The 21,020-nt window shown below is 42.4% G+C and carries 20 protein-coding genes; 10 read left to right on the top strand and 10 right to left on the bottom strand.

Translation table 11 applies throughout. From position 1 onward, the window contains the following. Window positions 1-132 precede the first annotated feature (132 nt). Window positions 133-357: an AbrB/MazE/SpoVT family DNA-binding domain-containing protein gene (locus IM515_RS17580; RefSeq protein WP_287629086.1), complete on the top strand. Its 225-nt coding sequence runs from the start codon at window positions 133-135 to the stop codon at window positions 355-357. Between the two features lie 132 nt (window positions 358-489). On the opposite strand, the gene IM515_RS17575 is transcribed toward IM515_RS17580, so the two are convergent. Beyond that, window positions 490-3,552, bottom strand: a complete 3,063-nt coding sequence (locus IM515_RS17575; protein WP_287629085.1) for a sll1366 family intein-prone helicase — start codon at window positions 3,550-3,552, stop codon at window positions 490-492. Window positions 3,553-3,753: 201 nt separating this feature from the next. Between IM515_RS17575 and IM515_RS17570 the strand changes: the two genes are divergently transcribed. Next, a complete protein-coding gene (locus tag IM515_RS17570; RefSeq protein WP_287629084.1) occupies window positions 3,754-4,542 on the top strand; it encodes a pentapeptide repeat-containing protein in 789 nt (262 codons plus the stop codon). Here IM515_RS17570 and IM515_RS17565 read toward each other — a convergent pair. Together IM515_RS17565 and IM515_RS17560 are read right to left on the bottom strand one after the other, a co-directional pair. Next, on the bottom strand, window positions 4,539-4,973 hold the full coding sequence (locus IM515_RS17565; RefSeq protein WP_192575996.1) for an ArsR/SmtB family transcription factor: 435 nt from the start codon (window positions 4,971-4,973) through the stop codon (window positions 4,539-4,541). The genes IM515_RS17570 and IM515_RS17565 overlap by 4 nt on opposite strands. Before the next feature lie 29 nt (window positions 4,974-5,002). Next, on the bottom strand, window positions 5,003-5,173 hold the full coding sequence (locus IM515_RS17560; protein ID WP_287629083.1) for a metallothionein: 171 nt from the start codon (window positions 5,171-5,173) through the stop codon (window positions 5,003-5,005). 465 nt (window positions 5,174-5,638) lie between these two features. On the opposite strand from IM515_RS17560, the gene IM515_RS17555 reads away from it, so the two are divergent. After that, window positions 5,639-6,283 carry a Uma2 family endonuclease gene (locus tag IM515_RS17555; RefSeq protein ID WP_287629082.1) on the top strand — a complete coding sequence of 215 codons (645 nt, stop codon included), beginning with the start codon at window positions 5,639-5,641 and terminating at the stop codon, window positions 6,281-6,283. Between the two features lie 101 nt (window positions 6,284-6,384). Here the strand turns inward: IM515_RS17555 and IM515_RS17550 are convergent, their stop codons facing one another. After that, entirely contained in the window at window positions 6,385-6,957 is a 573-nt protein-coding gene (locus IM515_RS17550; protein WP_287629081.1) for a DUF2808 domain-containing protein, read from the bottom strand. Between the two features lie 165 nt (window positions 6,958-7,122). Between IM515_RS17550 and recF the strand changes: the two genes are divergently transcribed. Next, a complete protein-coding gene (gene recF / locus IM515_RS17545; protein ID WP_287629080.1) occupies window positions 7,123-8,250 on the top strand; it encodes a DNA replication/repair protein RecF in 1,128 nt (375 codons plus the stop codon). Window positions 8,251-8,413: 163 nt separating this feature from the next. Here recF and rpiA read toward each other — a convergent pair whose 3' ends face one another. Together rpiA and IM515_RS17535 are read right to left on the bottom strand one after the other, a co-directional pair. Further along, complete coding sequence (gene rpiA / locus IM515_RS17540) at window positions 8,414-9,124, bottom strand: ribose-5-phosphate isomerase RpiA (protein ID WP_002747271.1); 711 nt, start codon at window positions 9,122-9,124, stop codon at window positions 8,414-8,416. A gap of 72 nt (window positions 9,125-9,196) precedes the next feature. Further along, window positions 9,197-9,727 carry an RNA recognition motif domain-containing protein gene (locus tag IM515_RS17535; RefSeq protein ID WP_002772129.1) on the bottom strand — a complete coding sequence of 177 codons (531 nt, stop codon included), beginning with the start codon at window positions 9,725-9,727 and terminating at the stop codon, window positions 9,197-9,199. 565 nt (window positions 9,728-10,292) lie between these two features. Between IM515_RS17535 and IM515_RS17530 the strand changes: the two genes are divergently transcribed. Both IM515_RS17530 and IM515_RS17525 read left to right on the top strand, forming a co-directional pair. Continuing rightward, window positions 10,293-10,493, top strand: a complete 201-nt coding sequence (locus tag IM515_RS17530) for an NblA/ycf18 family protein (protein ID WP_002739006.1) — start codon at window positions 10,293-10,295, stop codon at window positions 10,491-10,493. Between the two features lie 133 nt (window positions 10,494-10,626). Continuing rightward, on the top strand, window positions 10,627-11,508 hold the full coding sequence (locus IM515_RS17525; RefSeq protein WP_287629079.1) for a universal stress protein: 882 nt from the start codon (window positions 10,627-10,629) through the stop codon (window positions 11,506-11,508). 222 nt (window positions 11,509-11,730) lie between these two features. Here the strand turns inward: IM515_RS17525 and arsC are convergent, their stop codons facing one another. The 4 genes from arsC to IM515_RS17505 all read right to left on the bottom strand — a co-directional run bounded on the left by arsC (window position 11,731) and on the right by IM515_RS17505 (window position 14,500). Continuing rightward, window positions 11,731-12,129 (bottom strand): arsenate reductase, glutathione/glutaredoxin type, encoded by a 399-nt coding sequence (gene arsC / locus IM515_RS17520; RefSeq protein ID WP_287629078.1) that lies wholly within the window; start codon window positions 12,127-12,129, stop codon window positions 11,731-11,733. A gap of 131 nt (window positions 12,130-12,260) precedes the next feature. Next, entirely contained in the window at window positions 12,261-12,881 is a 621-nt protein-coding gene (gene arsH, locus IM515_RS17515) for an arsenical resistance protein ArsH (protein ID WP_287629077.1), read from the bottom strand. 9 nt (window positions 12,882-12,890) lie between these two features. Beyond that, on the bottom strand, window positions 12,891-14,036 hold the full coding sequence (arsB, locus tag IM515_RS17510) for an ACR3 family arsenite efflux transporter (RefSeq protein ID WP_287629076.1): 1,146 nt from the start codon (window positions 14,034-14,036) through the stop codon (window positions 12,891-12,893). 125 nt (window positions 14,037-14,161) lie between these two features. Continuing rightward, window positions 14,162-14,500, bottom strand: coding sequence for an ArsR/SmtB family transcription factor (locus IM515_RS17505; RefSeq protein ID WP_287629075.1), 339 nt, complete (start codon window positions 14,498-14,500; stop codon window positions 14,162-14,164). Window positions 14,501-14,693: 193 nt separating this feature from the next. On the opposite strand from IM515_RS17505, the gene psb30 reads away from it, so the two are divergent. The 4 genes from psb30 (at window position 14,694) to IM515_RS17485 (ending at window position 20,931) form a co-directional block, all read left to right on the top strand. Next, the gene (gene psb30 / locus IM515_RS17500; protein WP_002736367.1) at window positions 14,694-14,813 is read left to right on the top strand and encodes a photosystem II reaction center protein Ycf12/Psb30; all 120 of its coding nucleotides are present in this window, start codon (window positions 14,694-14,696) and stop codon (window positions 14,811-14,813) included. Between the two features lie 355 nt (window positions 14,814-15,168). After that, on the top strand, window positions 15,169-17,499 hold the full coding sequence (locus IM515_RS17495) for an NACHT domain-containing protein (RefSeq protein ID WP_346304829.1): 2,331 nt from the start codon (window positions 15,169-15,171) through the stop codon (window positions 17,497-17,499). 10 nt (window positions 17,500-17,509) lie between these two features. Further along, window positions 17,510-18,868 (top strand): hypothetical protein, encoded by a 1,359-nt coding sequence (locus tag IM515_RS17490; RefSeq protein ID WP_287629072.1) that lies wholly within the window; start codon window positions 17,510-17,512, stop codon window positions 18,866-18,868. Between the two features lie 506 nt (window positions 18,869-19,374). Next, window positions 19,375-20,931, top strand: a complete 1,557-nt coding sequence (locus IM515_RS17485; RefSeq protein WP_287629071.1) for a M16 family metallopeptidase — start codon at window positions 19,375-19,377, stop codon at window positions 20,929-20,931. Window positions 20,932-21,020 lie beyond the last annotated feature (89 nt).

Below are 21,020 nucleotides of genomic sequence, written 5' to 3'. Positions count from 1 at the left end.
TAACATCATTAGAAAAGTAATTCCTGATGTCATTGACCAGGGAATAAAGGGTTTGCCGTTTAATCCTGTAGTGCTTGATCCACTACGAATGACTAAGCTTTCAGGCTTTTAAGTAAGTTTGAGTAAGTTTAGTTGAGCGGTAATTCTTTAGCGATTCGGATTCCCAAGTATGCGGTGGAAGCACTAAACCTCAATCCCAATGACGTTGTTGAATGTTCTGTGGAAAACGGAAAGCTAGTAATTGAGCTAATTCAAGCCTTGCCTGAGTTAAGCCTCGAAGAACTACTGGCTGAGGTTATTGAATCACCGGAGCCGGAAGTGGATTGGGGACGGCCAATGGGAGAGGAGGTTTGGTGACATACATTCCAGTTGCTCCAGGATGTTCTCAGAAGAATTAAGCCGATTCTGTTCTGACAGGGACATTCTCAAAAGTCCCAGAAGAGCGATATTAATTATGAACCCAACCCAGATTTATCAGGTAGTTCGCTTCTAATCGGTTTCTTCTTCATCAATAATTGCTGATCGGTCTAATAATAATAAATCTCGCAGGCGATCGGTATCTAATTCGGTTAACCAATTTTCCCCAGCATCTACGGTTTGTTCCGCTAATTGTTTCTTGCTTTCGATCATCTCATTAATGCGTTCCTCTAGGGTTCCCGTACAGATGAATTTATGTACCTGAACATTACGTTTTTGTCCGATGCGGAAAGCGCGATCGGTGGCCTGATTTTCTACGGCCGGATTCCACCAACGATCGATATGAAAAACGTGATTAGCGCGGGTTAAATTTAATCCTGTTCCCCCTGCTTTCAGGGAGAGAATAAAAATCTTTGGTCCTTGGGGATCATTTTGAAAGCGCTCGATCATTTCTACCCGATCTTTTGTTTTGGTAGAACCGGAGAGAAATAATATTTCCTCGGCTAATTTTTTCTGGAGATGGGTTTGTAGGAGTTTTCCCCACTCGGCAAATTGTGTAAAAATTAAAGCTCGATCGCCTTCTGCTATCACTTCCTCTACCATAGCTTCTAAGCGTAATAATTTTCCCGATCTTTGACTGGTTTCTAAACTATTTTCTTTCAAAAAGTGAGCGGGATGATTACAAATTTGTTTAAGTTGCATTAGCAAGGTTAAAATTAATCCATGTCTCTGAATTCCTTGGGTTTCTTCAATTTTCTGGAGGGTTGTCTCGACTAATTGTTGATAAAGTTGTCCCTGTTCTTTTGATAAACCACACAGGACATTCATTTCCTGTTTTTCTGGTAAATCTTCAATAATAGTTTTATCGGTTTTTAATCTCCTTAAAATAAAAGGACGGACAAGAGAACGCAAATTATGCAGGGATTCTTGATCGCCGTATTTTTCAATAGGAAGGGCAAAACGACGCTGAAAAAAGGCTTGAGTTCCTAAAAAGTTGGGATTGAGAAAATCCAAAATTGACCATAATTCCGTCAGGCGATTTTCTACGGGAGTTCCCGTTAAGGCAATCCGAAACCCTGCGGGTATTTTTCGCACTGCTTGGGATTGTTTAGCCGTAGAATTTTTAATATTTTGAGCCTCATCTAAAACTAACCCTTGCCATTGTACTGCTTCTAAACTGGACAGATCCCGATAGATTAAAGGATAACTGGTAATAACAACCGATTGATTTTTTACCGCTTGAGCAAAAGCTTGACCTTTTAATCTTTTTTCGCCATGATGCACAAAAACAGACAGGGTGGGAGCGAATTTTCTTAACTCATGTTCCCAGTTATTAACCACGGAAGTGGGAGCAACCACTAACACGGGATTAACTAACATATCCTCTTCTTTTAATGCTAGTAAAAAAGCGATTAGTTGCGGGGTTTTTCCTAAACCCATATCATCGGCTAAACAAGCACCTAAACCCCACTTTTCTAGGAAAGCTAACCAACTAACTCCCTTGAGTTGATAGGGACGTAATTCTCCCCGAAATTCCCTAGGTGGGTTGATTAATTGAATCCCTTGATTGTTATTTAAATTATCAATTAATTCCTTTAATGCTCCCTCCGCTTGGAAATTGACTACCGGCAGTTTAGCAATTAGATTATTATCTCCTGAACTCAAGCGCAGGGCATCTTCCACCGAGAGATTCAGGGGAGTGATGGTATTATTTAAAATTGCCTGAGCTGCTTTGACATCCGTAGGCTGTAGGATTAACCATTTGCCCCCCACTTCCACCACTGGCGATTTTTTCTCTAATAACTTATCAAAATCTTTTTTTGATATTTCCTGTTCCCCTACCACTAATTTAAGCTGAAAGTTTAATAAACTGGTTAGACTTAATCTTTCTCCTTTTTTGGGAGTTACACTGGCAGCAATCTTAATTCCTAATCTTTGTTCATTACTACCGGCAGTTAAACCCGTTGGTAAAATTACCCCTAATCCCTGCTCTTGCAATTGCCAAGCGATCAAGCGAATAAACTGATAAACTTCGATCGAATCAAGAGAACATTCCTCCGGGTGTCTTTGCTCTAAACTAATTCTAATCGGTTCGTACAATCGCGCCGCTAGTCCCAGTCCTTTTAAGAGAATTTCCTGGGGATTATTGACAACTCTTTGATAACTATGATAACTTTCTCTGCCCTCTAACCAAATCAACTTGGCACTAATGAGAAATTCGGGATCATCTAACGCTTGTAAATAATAGGTAAGTTTCCACGCTGTTCCTAGACTGGGAGGTTGTAAACATAAACAAACACGGTATTGATTCTCGATTAATTGGCGATTATTGCCATTAACTAAACTTTCTTGGATAGGAAACACCCAGTTATTATAAGCATTTTCTAGACGCTGTAAATTCTTGGCTTCTAAGGCAATGTCATGATGATCACCGCTTAAAGATTGTAGCCAGGGTTTCACCATCAATGACGGCGAAATATTAACAGTACTATCTATCTTTTGTCGCAAACGAGCATCGACAATATTTTTTAAGCAATCGAGAATGATTGTTTGTGGTTCGCTATTTTCTTGATAGGCAAGACAAACCGGGGGGATGGTTTGGATAAACTTAGCTAAACGAGTGCGATCGATGGTACTATCTAGCAGCGGATACCAGCAACTTTGACCTTGATTTATTCCTGCTAAAAATTTCCCCCTTGCTAATAAATCTAAACTCCAACGGTGCAAATACAGCCAAAATCGTAGATCATTGCCGATAAATTCGGCCTTAGCTAGGGGTAATTTTTCCCATAACTGTACTATCATCCCCGCAGAAAAAGTTAATCCCGATACCTGCCATGGTTGCCAAGACAAGGATTTAGTTGTGGGTTCGAGAATTTGCCCTGACAGCAGCGGTAAAAAATATTTTTTCCTTGGGGGAGAATAACTAGGCAGACTGAGCTTGATTGATTCTGGAGAATAGCGATCAAGCTGAGGAGAAAATTTCTCAATAAATTGGGCTAATGCCCTAGATTCTAGACAAAAAGGATGATTTTCCTTTGTTTCACTTAATTCCTTCCCTTGCCACTGTTCACCCCAAAGAAAAAAAACACTATCCTGCGAACCAATCAGCCAATTACCGTGTAGAGTAGTCATTATAAAATAGGGAAATTCCTCTAAAAAACCTGCTGTTGAAAAGGTAACAAATCTCGATTTTGTCGCTTCTTCTGACCTTAAGAGCCTCTAATCTCCTATTTTAGTGGACAAGGGCTGATTTCTCAAGCAAAATCTAGTTCAGCGATTAGCCCCGATCCCATGGTCATTATCAACAATAATAAATAGAGTTCTTTTTAAACTATGTACAAATCGATCGCCCTAACCCTCGTCCTCAGTCTTCCCCTTAACTTGTCCCTAGTTGGTTATGGGGAAGATTTAAACCACCTACAGCAATTATTATCCACCCGACAATGTCCCCAATGCGATCTAAGCGGTTCGGGGTTAGTGCAATCGAATCTAGTCGGGGCAAAATTAAATGGGGCCAATCTCGTCGGTGCTAATCTTAGTCAAGCTAATTTAAGTGGAGCGGATCTGAGTGGTGCAAATTTAACCAGTGCCTCTCTTTTTGGTGCTAATCTCACTGGAGCGAACTTAACTGGGGCAATCTTGACGGGTGCGGATTTAAGAGGCGCTTATCTCAACAATGCTAACCTCGACAACACCAAACTAGATACTGCATACGTGCAGGGTGCGGTGGGAATTCCCAGTGCCGCCGGTACTCCTGAACTATTCTACGGACTAGGAATGGTGGAAGGAAAACAGGGACGCACCAGCGCTGCTATAGAAAATTTTAATAAGGCCTTGACAATTAACTCGGAATATGCTCCAGCTTATCTGGCCCGGGCCATGGCTCACTATCGTCTGGGACAAAATGCTCTAGCAGCCCAGGACGCTCAAATGGCTTCGACTCTCTTTGAACAGCAAGGTAACACCCCCGGTTACGAAGCAGCAGAGAATTTTATTAAAGGCATGGAAATCGCCCTAAAACCGCGAGAACAAGGTGGTGGCAACGCTCAATTAGACCAAATGGTGCAGGGGATTGGTTCTCTGCTCTTACAGTTTGTTTTACCCGCTTTGGGACTATTTTAGTCCTCGTCCGCTGGCTCTTCTAAATGTTCCGAGACCGCATAATAAAGGTCAAGGACATGATGATCGGCAAGACGATAAAAGACTCTCCGTCCCTGTTTTTGGTATTTAACTAATCTTAAGGCTCTTAGGGTTCTTAACTGGTGCGATACGGCCGATTCACTCATCCCTAAGTCGTCGGCTAAGTCACAAACACATAATTCTTGTTTGGCTAAAAGCGACAGAATTCTGAGGCGGTTGGCATCCCCCAAAAGGCTGAAAAATTCGGCCATTTTTTGGGCTTTTTCTAGTTCTAATCCCTGCAAGTGCTGGAATTTCGCCTCTTGGTGATGGGATTCCCCACAAACCGGCGCTATTTTCTCTAGGGCCATATTTTTTCCTGATCGGTTATTAAGGGAAAGTTGAGAAAGGGAGGTATCGATCGAATCTTCCATGTCGATACTTGTCCCCTTCTCCCCAATAACTAAATTTGACTGCAACAACAGCCCTGGTGTCCACCGCCTTTCCCGTCAACGTGACCATCGGCACAAGCTTGGCAACAGTAGTATTGATCGTTTTTTTTGATGGCATCGGCGATCGATACTTGACACTCACAGGATTTACAAGCACATTTCATGGTGGTGACAGCGATCATGGTTACTACCTCGGAACTTCTTTACTGACTTTAGTATAACATCTGAACAGATGTTCATGGATTGAATAAAGTTAAATTTTTCTAAAACTCAGACGGGAAAGTTGAGGCCGTTATCTCATACTAAATCCAGTTATTAAAGGCTGATTATCTATTTCTCCTCTTGCCCCTTGCATGAGTAGAAAACGGGTTTCTCCGAGAAACCCGTTTTCTGTGCGTTACTCAACGGATTTGGTATCAAGGGTAAGGTGGGAAGTTCTCCTTGATCAGTGATCAGATTTGAGTTTTCAGTTTGCATATAGAGCTTTTCACGTTACTGAGGTATCGACAAGTTTTGCCAACAAAGAGTTTAAGCCCCTTGCCCATGCCTCATTCTGATGAAAACGGCTATATAATATAATCTAAGGTAGAAAAAAGTTAAATACTGACTAAACTGCCCAATTATAACAACTGAGCCGACAAATTCTGATGTTATTAGCATTAAAACAACTAACTGTTACCCCAGGCGATCGCCTGTTGTTAACTTCACTCACTTGGCAAGATTATGAAACAATTCTTGACGAATTGGGAGATCGACGGTCAATTCGTCTATCTTATAGTCAGGGAACTTTAGAAGCAATGACTCCTCTTTTTATTCATGAAAATACCAAAGTTTTAATCGGGGATTTGGTTAAAGTTCTCCTAGATGAATTAGGGTTAGACTATGAACCCGCCGGATCGACAACCTTTAAAAATCAACAAATGGATCAAGGAATAGAACCAGATGAGTCTTTTTATATCGAAAATTGTGCTGCTGTCAGAGGAAAAACGCGCCTTGATTTGACGATTGATCCCCCTCCCGATTTAGCAATTGAGATTGATATTACTAAGCGAACCCGATTTAATAATTATGAGCGATTGGGTGTTCCTGAATTGTGGCGATATAATGGAGAGAGACTGGAAATCAATGTTTTGCAAGGATCAGAATATGTTGAATCTTGCCAAAGCCGACTATTTTCTCAATTTAATCTAATAGAAAAAATTCCAGAAACCCTACAAAATAGTCAAAAAATAGGTAGTGCCATGGCATTAAAACAATTCCGAATTTGGGTCAAGCAAACGCTTAATCCCTGACCTCAAATGGACAACGAAGTCAGGGAACTGAGGTTTCCTACTGTCTTTTTACTGCTGACTGATTACTGCTCACTGATTACTGTTTTTAGACGCAGAACGGACTACCAGCGATCGCCAGCATCGTAAATTGTTAAACGTCCGACTCCTAGAGCTAATCCGGGAGAATTGTCCCCGGGGGGATAAGCAGTAATTCCAAACTGATAGACACCACCATAATCAGGATTTCGTACTGGTTTCAGACCGATGGAAACGGTATTACCGGGGGGGACAGGAGGATCAAAAATGACCGTAATCGTCTGAGTATTGGGGTCAAAAGTGGTGGATTTTAGGGTTAATTTTTCGCCTCGCTGATTGCGATCGCCAAGAAAAGCAAAGGTTTGATCGCCAAGAAAAGCAATAGTTTGAATATTAGGCTGCTGTTGTATGGTTACTTTACCCAAGGGCGCCCCGAGAGACGGCGGTAGAGCGATGGTAAGATAGTATTTTGCCCCCCAAGTACGCACGGATTGGAAAGTAGCGGAGAAATTAACCAGAGTGGGAGAACTCTCAAAAAATATTCTGCCATCGGGAAATTGTCCTGCGAGAGACACAGAAGCATCAAAAGCGAGTATAGCAATCAAAGCGAGTTTAGATAGACTTTCAGTCTGTTTTAAAGGCAAAAAAGGAATTTTCAAGGTAAAAGCTACTATAAAATATTGATTGTCAAGGGCAATTATACCAAATTCACTTAACCCTAAACCGCTGCCATTATCAGTGATCAGTTATCAGTTGTTTTCTCCCCACACCCCACACCCCACACCCCACTTCCCCAACCCCCAACAGCTAACCCCCAACTTGCAATGTATCTCGAACACCTACATCTTCACAGTTTTAGAAATTATGCCGAACAGTTGCTAAAATTCGACTCTAAAAAAACAATATTATTGGGCAATAATGCTCAGGGAAAATCCAATTTACTAGAAGCGATCGAACTTTTGTCCACTCTCAAGAGCCATCGAGTCAGCAAGGATCGGGATCTGGTGCTAGAATCGGACTCGGAGGCGAGAATTTTTGCTAGGGTTAATCGTCTTTATGGAGCATCAGAATTAAGTTTAATTCTCCGTTCTTCCGGTCGTCGCACCGTGATCCGTGATCGTCAACCCCTGCGCCGTCATCTCGATTTTTTGGGCGTGATTAATGCGGTACAATTTTCTAGTCTCGATCTGGATTTAGTGCGCGGTGGTCCGGAAGCTCGCCGAGATTGGTTAGATACTTTATTAATTCAATTAGAACCCCTATACGTTCATATTTTACAGCAATATAATCAGGTTTTACGACAAAGAAATGCTCTCTTAAAAGAGATTCGTAAACAGGAATTAGAGGGAAAAGTTTATGGGGATTTATCCCAGCTAAAACTCTGGGATTTACAACTAGCAGAAACCGGTTCAAGAGTAACGAGAAGAAGGGCGCGAGTCCTGCAAAGATTAATTCCTTTAGCCCAAAAATGGCACGAAAGTATTAGCGGAAAAACCGAACTTTTAGAATTACAATATATTCCCAATGTGCCTTGGGTAGAAGATGATGTCAATGGGGTACAAAGGGCTTTTTTAGATAAGATTGAAACCCGTCGTTTGGCAGAGAAACAACTAGGGACATCGGTAGTCGGTCCCCACCGGGATGAAGTGGATTTTTTAATTAACCAAAACCCCGCTAAATCCTACGGTTCCCAAGGACAACAAAGAACCTTAGTTTTAGCCTTAAAATTAGCGGAATTACAGTTATTAGAGCAGATTATCGGGGAACCTCCCCTACTACTCCTCGATGATGTTTTAGCGGAATTAGATATCGAACGACAAAATCAATTATTAGATGCGATCGAAGACCGGTTTCAAACTTTAATTACCACGACTCATCTCAGTTCTTTTGAGTCTCGCTGGTTGCAATCTTCCCAGATATTTTCTGTCAAAAAGGGACAGATTTTTTATTAGCCTATAGTCTCTCTTTGTTTTGCTCTTTGTCTGTACACACCCATAATTCGATCCCCCCTTAATCCCCCCTTAATAAGGGGGGTATCTGACAGTTTTTAACACCTAACTACTTAATAAAACAGGCTGTAGGCCTGTTTCACTATTAGCTTAAGAATAATTAAGCCTACTTAATTTCGCGCACTACCGGCTTACCGTCGATAATTTCACCGACGAGAATCAGATCAGCAACCCCAACAAATAAACCATTTTCTAAAACCCCCGGCATATTATTAATAGTTCTTTCCAAATCAGCCGGATCATCGATACTATCAAATTTAACATCAATGACTAAATTACCTTGATCTGTCACCACGGGGCCGGCTTTTTTCACTCCCATGCGGAGGGAAGGTTTACCACCGAGGGCTTCTAATTTCAGCATCACCGGAGTCATGGCCATGGGTAACACTTCCACCGGCAAAAGAAAAGTCGATCCCAACTTATCCACCAGCTTATTGCCATCCACTACCACGACGAAAATATCGGCGAGACTATCGACAATTTTCTCCTGAGTATGGGCAGCACCGCCGCCTTTAATCAGGTTTTTCTGGGGATCCACCTCATCGGCCCCATCGATAGCGATATCCATCTTCACGATGACATCGAGGGTAGTGAGGGGAATTCCGTACTTCCTCGCCAAAACTTGCGCTTGAAAAGAAGTAGGAACCCCGACAATATTGCTGATTTCCCCGCTTTGCAGTCTAGCACCCAGATATTCGATCGCGTAGGCCGTCGTTGAACCAGTTCCCAATCCCACGACTGAATTAGATTGAACTAGATTAGCGGCGGCCTTACCGACCTCCTGTTTCATGATAATGACCGGATCGATTGCTGTCATGATGCACATTCCTAAAAGCGATGTTTTGAACCTCTTAGTTATCGGCTATCCCTTGCCCTCTTGTCAATGGAATTAGGGATTAGTGGCCTGAGCTGCTAACATTTCCTTGAGTTTAGCCAATTCATTGGCCCAACGGGGATCTGGCTGTAAAGCGTCACCATCGCCGGTAACTTTCGGGGTACTGCTGCTACCCCGTTCAGCCTTGCGTTTTTTGCCGCCGCCGCCACCACCACCACTGGATTTGCGCGGTGCTGCCGTCGTCGGTTTCGGAGTCGGTCTTTCGACTTTTTCCGGGGTTTCTACGCTGGACTCCGTGCCTTCTGCTTCTTCTCCTTCTTCTTTACCTCCCTTGCTGCGGGGGAGAGCTTTCTCGATTTTGATCGGGTTTTCCATGAAGGATTGACCGTTGTATTTTTCGATAAACTGGTCAGCTAGTTCATCACTAGGGACGGTAACGAAGGCAAAACCGCGACATTTGCCGGTTTTGCGGTCTTTGATGACTTTAGTGGTGATCGTATCCCCTTCATCGGCAAAAAGCGCCTGTAATTTTTCGCGCTCGACGGATTCTTTGGGTAAATTACCAACGTATAGACGAACGGACATGATGGATTCCTCCAAGTATAGATTGATGTAAAAACTTGTGCGACATTCCGTGCCTGTATGCTGATTTTTTTAAGGCAAACAGAGCTAAGGAGGATGTTTCCCAGCGATAAGCTTGTAGTTTCTGCACGATAGCGGCTGTGGCCGTCAATTTTGACTATCCTTAACGATTTCAACGAGAGGGACGGGATCTAGGGGTTACGTTTTTAGCTTTTAACAGGCCTAATCATTCAACCTACCCGATTTATGTCGCTCTCTTCGATTATTACAGAATGTTTACACAATTTGTCAAATATTTTCTCTCGATCTGGGCTGCCTAAGTATAACTACTTAAGTATTTGTTCACAGTAAGCAAAATTTTATGAAAACTCTTGCTAAATGTATCATTATATGCTTCTTTCCTTTTGGCGGCGGGGTATCCTAGCTAACGGGAGGGAAAAAGCAAAACCCTCTTTACAGATACATTGACACTTTGTCAAGTATTTGTTACATTAGTTAAAGAAAAGAGGTGATACCCATCACCCATCTCGCTTGTTATCAACCACTGTCTTCATCGAGGAGGAACACCATGTCTCAACCGATCGAACTTTCCTTAGAACAACAGTTCAACATTCGTTCTTTTCAGACTCAGGTAGAAAAAATGAGTCAGGAGCAAGCGCAGGATTTCCTGATCAAGCTCTACGAACAAATGATGGTCAGAGAAAATATGTACAAAGCTTTTCTCAAACACCAGTGGGGTCTAGATTCTAATCCCTGGGCCCCCCAGTAACTCATTTCACCCCTGCGGGCGACCTCTTTCTCCAGCTGGGTTTCTCTGGAAACGAGCTAGGGATGCGGGGCGCATTTCTTCACCTTTTTAGCTATTCTTAGGGAAGGATAACCGAATTGCTAGGGGTTAATTTATGTTCGAGCGCGCTTTGATCTGTACAGATCTTTTCGATGGTCTCCATCGTCTTGTCCATTGTGTGCCACACTTAGCCCTGAGCGGCTTAAAACAAGTTATCTTCCTCCACAGTATTCCGATTTGGGAACAACCCACCCTAGCTGCCGTAGATCAAGGGAAAATTGATGCGGCCAAAGAAAAATTATCTCCAGCTTTAGCAAATCTTCCCGACGGTATGACAGTTATTGTCGAAATCTCTAACCGTCGTCCCGTGGATGCCGTGCGGGAAATCCTCGCTAATCACTCTATTGACGTGATTTTGATGGGAAATCCCATGCGCGGTGCTGTCCAAGAAAAATTATTCGGTAGTACCAGTTTAGCGATCGCAGGTATTACCGATATTCCGCTGCTGATTTTCCGACCGCAATTATTATCAGTTTATACTCGCGATGAATTGGCCCTGCGCTGTCAGCATCTCTGGAAACATTTATTAATTCCCTACGATGGCAGTTCCGACGCAATTTATCTAATTGAACAGATAGAAAAATACGCTCAAACCCGCGCCCCTGGCTCTTTTGAGCAATGTCTTCTCGTCCGGGTAGTGGAAAATATCAGTCGCGATCCCGGTGTCACCGAATACCGTTTAAATGATGCCCATCGGGAATTAGAATCGGTGCAAGCGCGACTAGAAAAACTCGGTTTGCAAGTACAGAGCGAAGTGCGATTAGGAACACCTGTATTAGAAGTTTTGACGGCAGCAGAAGAAGATGACATCAGTGCCATCGCAGTGGCCACCTCCCATCGTTCCAATATGTTGGAATGGTTAGCCGTGCGTCGGATTAATGAAGATATTCTTCATCAACTGTGGTTTCCGCTCTTATTTTTCTCACCGAAGGGATAAACTGGAAAAAAGATTCTCTTGGGGATAAACCACAGAGGCACAAAGGACACAGAGAGGAAGACAGATTCGATCGCTAAAATCTATCACACAAACGACAAGAGAGCCGAAAAAATTTGGGAGAAATTAACTTAAGTAAGTAGTTATAATTAAATTAAAAATAGATTTTGCCTCTGATCCCCCCTGCCCCCCTTAATAAGGGGGGTGTCTGACAACTTTTAACAACTACCTACTTAACTGCTCAATTAATCCGACAACTTTAGCCTTAATTTCATCGCGAACTCGGCGAAAAGTTTCCATGGGTTGACCATCGGGATCATCAATTAACCAATCCTCGAAAATTTCCTGTAAAACCCATCCTTCCGGCAGATTGACACCGCAACCACATAGGGAGATAACGGCATCGTAATCTTCAGGATTAAAATCCCTAATTGGTTTAGAAGTTTGGTCAGTAATATCGATACCAATTTCCCCCATAACTTCGATTGCTCCGGGGTGAACTTTGGCCGCTTCTAATCCGGAACTGGTGACTTCAATTTTACCCGCACCTAAAGTTTTAGCAAAACCTTCGGCGATTTGGGAACGACAGGAATTTTTTCTACAGGCAAACATGACTTTTTTCATGATTTTAACTCCTAGAAATTTAATTAGGAAATAGGGAAATGGGGAAATAGGGAAATAGGGAAATGGGGAAATAGGGAAATAGGGAAATAGGGAAATAGGGATTAAGAAACATCTTCCCCAACACCCAACCCCTAACACCGTTTTTTCTCTTTTTCCTTTCTTTCACTATAGCGATCGGTCAGATAATCTACCTGATCTCGCAGGAGAATGGTAAACTTATAAAGTTCCTCCATTACATCAATAACTCGATCTCGATAGGGGGAATCTTTCATCGTGCCATCCTCATTAAACTCCTGATAAGCTTTAGCCACCGAAGATTGATTAGGAATAGTAAACATTCGCATCCAACGACCAAGAATTCGCAGGGTATTAACCGCGTTAAAAGATTGGGAACCTCCGCTTACTTGCATGACTGCTAAGGTGCGGCCTTGAGTTGGCCGAATCGCACCAATACTTAAGGGAATCCAATCAATTTGGTTTTTGATAATGCCGCTAATATTGCCGTGTAGTTCAGGAGATGACCAGACTTGACCCTCGGACCATTGACTTAATTCTCGTAATTCCTGTACTTTGGCATGAGTATCGGGAACACTGCCATAAATCGGCAATTCACGGGGATCAAAAAAGCGCACTTCTGCCCCATATTCAGTGATAATTCTGGCCGCTTCTTCTGCTAATAAACGACTGTAGGAACGTTCCCGTAAAGAGCCATACAGAAAAAGAATCCTGGGTTTGTGAGTCGATTGGATCATGGTGAATAATTATTTGTAAGAACTCAAGCAACGAGGATCGAGAAGGGTGGCTTTTTCTGGATCTCTGGGAAACCAAAAGGCGGTTTTTTTACAGAATTCTACCAACATTAACATCACAGGTACTTCAATCAATACCCCCACTACTGTCGCTAAAGCAGCCCCCGAATTCAATCCGAATAACATCACCGCAGTGGCGATCGCTACCTCAAAATGATTACTAGCACCAATTAAAGCAGCGGGAGCCGCATCTTCGTAAACTAAATTGAGTTTGAGAGCGGCCACATAACTAAGTAAAAAAATCAGATTAGTTTGAATAAACAGGGGAATAGCAATCAGGAAAATATGCAGGGGATTACTAACAATTAAATCGCCTTTGAAAGCAAAGAGGAGGATTAAGGTTAACAATAAGGCAGTGATTGCCACAGGACTGAGATAGTGAAGAAAACGCGATTCAAACCAGGCCCGTCCTTTATGTTTAAAAATCCAGTGACGGCTATAGATACCGGCAATAAGCGGTAAACCAACGTAGATTAACACAGAAAAAACAATGGTCTGCCAGGGGACTACAAAATTATTAGCTGCCAGTAACCATTTACCTAGAGGAGCGTAGAGAAAAAGCATCGCTAGGGAATTGACTGCTACCATAATTAGGGTATGACCCTGGTTACTGTAGGAAAGATAGCCCCACATCAAGACCATGGCCGTACAGGGAGCAATTCCTAGTAAAATAGCTCCAGCAGTGTAGGAACTAGCTAAACTTACCGTCTGTCCTCGGATAATCTCCGTTTGACTCAACCAAGGCAGAAACAGCCAGCCGAGAAAAAATTGAGCCAGCGCCACCATGGTAAAGGGTTTGATCAGCCAATTAACCACTAAAGTTAAAATAACTGGTTTGGGAGTACGGGCAGCCCGAAGAGCTTGAGAAAAGTCGATCTTAACCATGATCGGATACATCATGAAGAAAAGACAGATGGCGATCGGAATAGAAACGTTATAGATACTCATGGCATCTAAAGTCTGCGCTACGTCCGGAAATAACCGACCGAGGGCAATTCCCGCCAAAATACAGAAAATAACCCAAAGGGTAAGATATTTTTCAAAAACACTAAGGCTACCACCAGCTTTGGCGGCTTTAGGATTGATTTGATTAGTCATCGCACAAAGGTGGAAAGGGAATGATGGGAGATTGGGTAATCCACCTTTATTATTTCAAAAAAAGTTGATATGTCAAGGATAAAAGCTAGTTATAAAGCTTTAATATTTCTAAAAATCTTGATTGGTTACTGATTTTCCTCGCAGAAACGAGCGGGGACGAGGGAACTAAAACGACGATATTCCGATAGATATTCTTCTAGGAGAAGAAATTGAGATAGATTGAGGCTGTAGTAGATCCAACGACCCTCTTGACGACTGCGGACTAAATTGGCTTCTTTTAGCGTTTTTAGGTGAAAAGATAATTTAGATTGGGCGATATCAAGATGGTCGCGCAATTCACAGACGCATAATTCCTGATGTCGCAACAGTTGCAAAATTTGCAGTCGCAGGGGATCCGAGAGTGCCTGAAAACCAGTATAAATCCGGGTTAACGAGTCGGGAGATGTGGCCAGAGAGTTGAACATTGAGATTGCCCCTAGTGGGAAGGAAATAGGAAAGCGGGAAAATTCAGAATTGCAACAAAACTTTATGTATTTTTGTATCGAATCAGGAAAACCAGCGAATCATCCCCTGTATGATAGACAATGGTTTTGACCAGAGACAATGGTTTTGACCAGATTAGCCTTTAAAATCATTGTAGACAGGTTAGGAGACATCATGGAATTATTTGCGGCTCTCAATTTAGAACCCATTTTTCAACTCACCTTCGTGGCGCTAATCATGTTAGCTGGCCCCTTTGTCATTTTCCTACTAGCTTTTCGTGGTGGCGACCTATAAAAACTGCCTCCCCCCCATTGTTATTCGTGCTTTTTTTGACTTCTCTCCTCTTTAGGGAGAGATTTTTTGTCTAAAAGTCAGGAGTCGGGAGTCAGTTAAGTAGGTAGGCGTTAAAAGTTGTCAGATCCCCCCGCCTATCGGCACCCCCCTTATCAAGGGGGGATTAAGGGGGGATCCCCCCGCCTATCGGCACCCCCCTTATCAAGGGGGGCAGGGGGGATCGAACCTAAAATCCATTTTTAATTTAATTATAACCAGCTACTTAAAAACTGATTATTTATTCCCCCTCGTGCATGAGTGCCTCTCCTTATATGTAGCCTATACTGTATAAATCAGTGTTATATTGGTAGCCAGGATGTGGGAAAAAAGCAAAGAAACGGTAAAGAGAATGAAGTTTATTCACTGGAAAAAGCAGCAGTTATTGATGATTTTTGTCCTAGCGCTGGCAATTTCAGTCGCGTGGGGGACAATTTTGCCTGTTTCTACTAAAAAGCTTCCTGCACCTAATCCCTGTAACCAACTTAGGGGAGATATTCAAAATCGGGCAAAAAAAGATGCAGAAGCTGACCGTTTGAACTTTTTTAATACTGATAAAAAGAAAAAGACAATTGGTGATATTTTAAATTTGTATAAAGAGGCAAATTCTCAAGCTTCTTGTTTTCCACAGGATGAATTATGGGATATCTATGAACAACAATATGATATTAATAAATATCCTGCCTGGATACCTGTGCTTGTTATTCTTGTTTTGGGTGGTATTGTGGGGACTGTTATTAGTGATACCTTAAAAAAATGGCTCAATCAGTCTTTAGATGCGATTAGTAAATGGATTTATAAAACCTTTGCTGGAACACCCTTATTTGAAAATATTGCTCTTAAAAAGTATCGACAAGCATTAATTGATAAATATCAAAAACTTAATATACCTTTTCGTCCTCATCGTCCCCTAGAAATGCGGGAGATTTATGTTTCTTTAAAAGCTTTTAAAGCGAGCGATCGCTCTTTGATTGAAGCAGAAAATGCGGTGCAAGAATACGGCCGCTTAGTGGTTAAAGGTGCGCCTGGTTCGGGGAAGTCGATGTTATTAAAATATCTAGCACTTTCCTATTCAGAAGGACGATTCAAAAATTTATCGGATCGTCCCGTGCCAATTTTACTAGAATTGAACCGCCTCAATGAGGCTAATTTGACAGTAGAAAAGTTAGAACAACATTTAGTAGAAGCTTGCGATCGCCATAATTTTCCTAAAGCTAATCGTTTCATCTCTCAAGGTTTAAAAGACGGACGTTTGCTGCTGCTTTTAGATGGGTTAGATGAGGTTAGTAGTGGCATTCGCTCTTCTGTTGTTCGGTGTCTTAAGGACTTTTTAGAATTAGAAAATTATAAAAAATGTCGGGTAATTATTACCTGTCGGACGGCTGTTTATCATAATGAGTTTGTCGATAACACCGAGGAAACTTTAGAGATTGACGAATTTAGTGACCAACAAATGCGCCGCTTTTTGCAAGCTTGGAAGTCGGAAATGCCGCCAGAGAAATCAGTAGAACAATTGATTCAAAACTTGCGAGCTAAACCGAAAATTATGGCACTGGCGCGGAATCCCCTACTGTTAACAATCATCGCTTATCTTTATACTGATACTCCCTTCGTTTTACCTCATTCGCGAGCCGAATTTTACACTAAAGCTACTGATGTTTTATTAGAATTGCGCGATCAAGAAAGAAATATTGCTAATCAATATAGTGGTGTCAACAAGCGGCGAGTTCTGCAACATTTAGCACTCTATGCTCAGAATAGCACTAATCGACAACAGCAAGATCGCCGCAGTCTTCTTGATTCTGAAGTATGGGAACAAGTTAAACAAGTCTTACCTTCATTAAATCTAGAGCCTAAAGAGGCTAATTCTATCGTTGATGAAATCGTCAAACGCAGTGGATTATTGCTTCGCATTGATGGCGGACAGCGTTATTATTTTCCTCATCTCACTCTACAAGAATATTTCGTAGCAGCAGCTTTAACAGACAAACAAGCTGAATTAATTCAAAAATGGCAAAACGCTCCTAGCGACTGGCTAGAAATTGTCAAGTTATGGTGTGGATTGGCAAACAATAGTACGGATTTAATTACGGCGGTATATCAACAAGATACACTGACAGCATTTGAATGTTTAGCAGATGCTCAAGAAGTAAAACCAGAAGTTGCTCAGGAGATTATAGATTATTTTAAGACACAATTGAGAACCGATGAATCAATTTGTAGTGCTTTTGGCTCAGTCGCCGCTGATTTTCGTCCTAGAGGGAAAGCATTATTTGATTTTTTAGTTGCTAGTTTAGATAATTCAGCCAGCCAAAAAGCAGCGGCTCAAGCCTTATCCGCCACTAATTTGCCTCAAGCAGTAGAAAAATTAGTTATTTACTATGATCCCAATCAACCCCATTTTATAGAAGTGCGAGAAGCGTTGATCAGAATGGGAGGTTTAGCAGTTAATCAACTAGAATCTTTAGCTCGAAAAGGCTCTATAGAAGCAATGGATGATCTAGTTAAAATTGCCATACCAGAAGCGGCTGAGGCACTTGAAAGATTGCAGGAAGATCCGAACTTAAGCGGAAAAGTAAGTTTTCGACTTGCAGCACTGTTGAAGCAGTTAGAAGATAGTCAAGCTGAACGCAATCGCACTCTATCATAAAGGAAAACTAATGCTATTCAGATTCATTCGCCGACTAAAAAATCGAGCCGTCAAACAAAAGCGCCAGCCACAAGAGGTAATCGAAACGGACTTAAATTGGATTTGGCAACCTTTTGAAAATTCAAGCACTTTGCAGTTCTCTGCTACTGTCAAGAAAGTTGCTGCTGCAATTATTGAAAGCTCTGCTGATGATATTCCTAAAATCACTTTTGAAGTCGATCCTCGGTTAGTCATTCCTTTATGTGCGATTCAGTTACAAAATGAAATTAATCTGACTCAGTTGAGTTCTTTTAAAAATGAATTGGAATCGGTTTCACTTGAAAATTTAGACAATAAAATAGAGTTTGTTGATCGAGTGTTAAGTAAAATCACTCCAAACCAGCGTTGGTTATATTTATTTAATAGTCTGACACCTGAATTACAATTTGCCTTACTGTTTCGCTTAATCAACTACCGCCGCCCCACAAGAAACGACTGGCGCAATCTTTTTAAGAAGATAGAATATCAGTTTAAAAAAAGCCGAGAATATCTAATTGTTTTAACTATTGTCTTCTTGCTTTCTCTTGGATCTGTAATTGAAATATTTGCCATTATGCTGAATCAGCCAAAAAGTTGGGTCAATGGCTTGATGGCAATCACAATTGCTGTTATGCTGTCTTTTTTGAGAGTTTTATGGCGAGAAATTATAATCGAAAAAGATAAATCAGAGCCAACTTTATTGATGCAATTGGGCTTACTGGGACCCTGGACGTTTTGCCAAGAATGGTATCGACTACTCAGAAAAAACCTAGTTTGGGAAGGGGTGACAGCTTTGTTTGAGGATGGGGTTTTGGTTGCGGCTGGGGTTATGGTTGCGGCTGGGGCTGGGGCTGCGCTTCTAGTTGTGGGTGGGACTCTGGCGGCTGGGGCTGGGGCTGGGGCTGGGGCTGTGACTGTGGCTGTGGCTGCGGCTGCGGCTAGCGCTAGGGTTGCGGGTGAGGCTAGGGCTGTGCTTCGGGCTATGGCTGTGACTTTGGCTGTGCATTTGGCTTGGATTGTGGCTATGACTGAGGCTGTAGCTGTCGCGGTGGCTGGCGCGGTGGCTGGGGTTATTGTCTTTGGTTTGGGAATTTGGTATCTGGCTAAAGAAAAAACAGATTTAGGATGGGTGCGATTCTTGTCGATATTAGCTTTTCCCTATTTTTGTTGGTTTCCCATTGTATTTGGGTTTACCTCTTTTGCTCTGTATCATCGCCTATCTTGGGAATGGCAATCAATATCCCTATTTTGGCTAGTTATCTTCGGACTTTGTACTGTCCTTTGGGTGCGAGGTAAAGAATTAGAAGAAAAAGCCCGCAACCCTCTCAGAGGCATTTTAGATGGGCAGTGATAGTCGCCCAAACAGTAATAAACTTGACGATGTTATAGAAATTCTTCTACTGTTGAGATACAGTGAACAGTAAACAATGAAATGATAACTGATAAGGGACTTGCGCTTTGATAATGTACCTTTTGGGCGAACGCAGTTCGCCCCTACATTGTGGGCAAAATCCGTTACTGTAGGGGCGCAAAGCTTGCGCCCTCCGATCGATTGGGATATTATTCCCACGCAAGTCCCTAAGCTGTTCGTAATTTAAATTGCTTGTTGAGACGAGGCAAAAGGCAAGAGGCAAAAGGCAACAGTAAAGGGATTGGGGGAGGTTCGGCTAATCTAAGAATAAGCGGTTTAAATGCGTCTTAGCTTAACTGTTTACTGTTTACTGTTTACTGGACGGCTACGCCGTGCCTTTGGCAACACTGAAAAAAGCTTCCCACTCCCCCTCTCCTAACAATCGACTGCTAAGATCGAACAGAGCGATCGATCTCTCGCTCCCACGATACCTGATAAAACTATCTATGATCATTAAAAATAACCCCTATTATCGGGCTGTAATCGGCTTTTGGGTCGCTTTCCTTGTGTTTTGGAGTTTTGGGAGTTTCTCACCCCTTCTTGCCCAAGCGAAAGAGCAACCAGCCGATGTACAATCGATTACCCCCTACCTTAAGCAATTTCAACAAAAAATTACCGAATTTCGCCTCGATAACGGACTAAAATTTATTATCCTAGAAAATCGCGATGCCCCGGTTATTTCCTTTGTCACCTATGCGGATGTGGGAGGTGCCGATGAACCAGACGGTAAAACAGGAGTTGCCCACTTTTTGGAACATTTAGCCTTTAAAGGCACAAAAACCATCGGTACTACCGATTATCTTAGCGAGAAAAAAGTCCTCGATCGCCTTGAAGCTATAGACAAAGAACTACAAGCGGCCAAAAAAGCAGGTAAAAGCGCAGAAGTGGCTAAATTAACGGAAGAATTTCAAAAAACTAAGGCAGAGTCCGAGAAATTCGTCCAACGCAACGAATACGGGCAAATCGTCGAAACTCAGGGAGGAGTCGGTTTAAATGCCACCACTTCCAGCGATGCAACTAGCTATTTTTACAGTTTCCCGTCGAATAAATTGGAATTATGGATGTCTTTGGAATCGGAACGATTTTTAGAACCGGTGTTCCAACGGGAATTTTACAAAGAAAAAGACGTAATTCTGGAAGAAAGACGGATGCGGACGGATAATAGCCCCTTGGGTTTATTAATCGAAGCTTTTCTCGATCAAGCTTATACTGTCCATCCCTACAAACGTCCCGTTATCGGCTACGATCGAGATATTCGCAATCTGGAACCCTCAGATATCCAAAACTTTTTCGATAAATTTTATGCTGCCAGTAATTTAACCATAGCTATCGCCGGAGATGTGGACCCAGAACAGGTCAAACAGTTAGCTAAGGTTTATTTTGGTCGTTTTCCCGCTAAACCGAAACCCCCCCAGGTGACGGTAGTGGAACCGAACCAAACCAAAACAAAGGAAATTACCCTAAAATTAGCCTCGCAGCCTTGGTATTTAGAAGGATACCATCGTCCCGCCCTCAATCATCCCGATCATGCAGTTTACGAGGTTATTGCCACTTTAATGAGTGAAGGAAGAACTTCGCGACTGTATAAAGCTTTAGTAGAGGACAAACAACTTGCCCTCGCTGCCCAGGGATTTAACGGCTTTCCGGGAGATAAATACCCGAATTTGCTGTTATTCTATGCTCTCAGCGCTCCTAATGTCAGCCTGGAGGAAGTAGCGCAGGGTTTGAATTTGGAATTGGAAAGATTGAAAAATGAACCGGTTTCGGAACAGGAATTAGAACGGGTTAAAAATCAACTACGGGCAGCCCTATTAAGAGGTCTTGATTCTAACATGGGCATGGCGCGATCCTTGATTGAATACGAGGTAAAAACCGGCGATTGGCGTAATTTATTCGCCCAATTAGATGCTTATAATGCTGTCACCGCAGCCGATATTCAACGGGTGGCTAAAGAGACTTTTACCCCCGAAAATCGCACTATTGGCCGAATTTTACCAAAATAGATAGATGGGGAAATGGGGGAAGTGGGGAAGTGGGGGAAGTGGGGGAAGTGGGGGAAGTGGGGGAAGTGGGGGAAGTGGGGGAAGTGGGG

Source organism: Microcystis sp. M44BS1 (assembly GCF_020244875.1).
GTDB lineage: Bacteria > Cyanobacteriota > Cyanobacteriia > Cyanobacteriales > Microcystaceae > Microcystis > Microcystis panniformis.
This window is presented reverse-complemented; position numbering and strand designations above follow the sequence as displayed.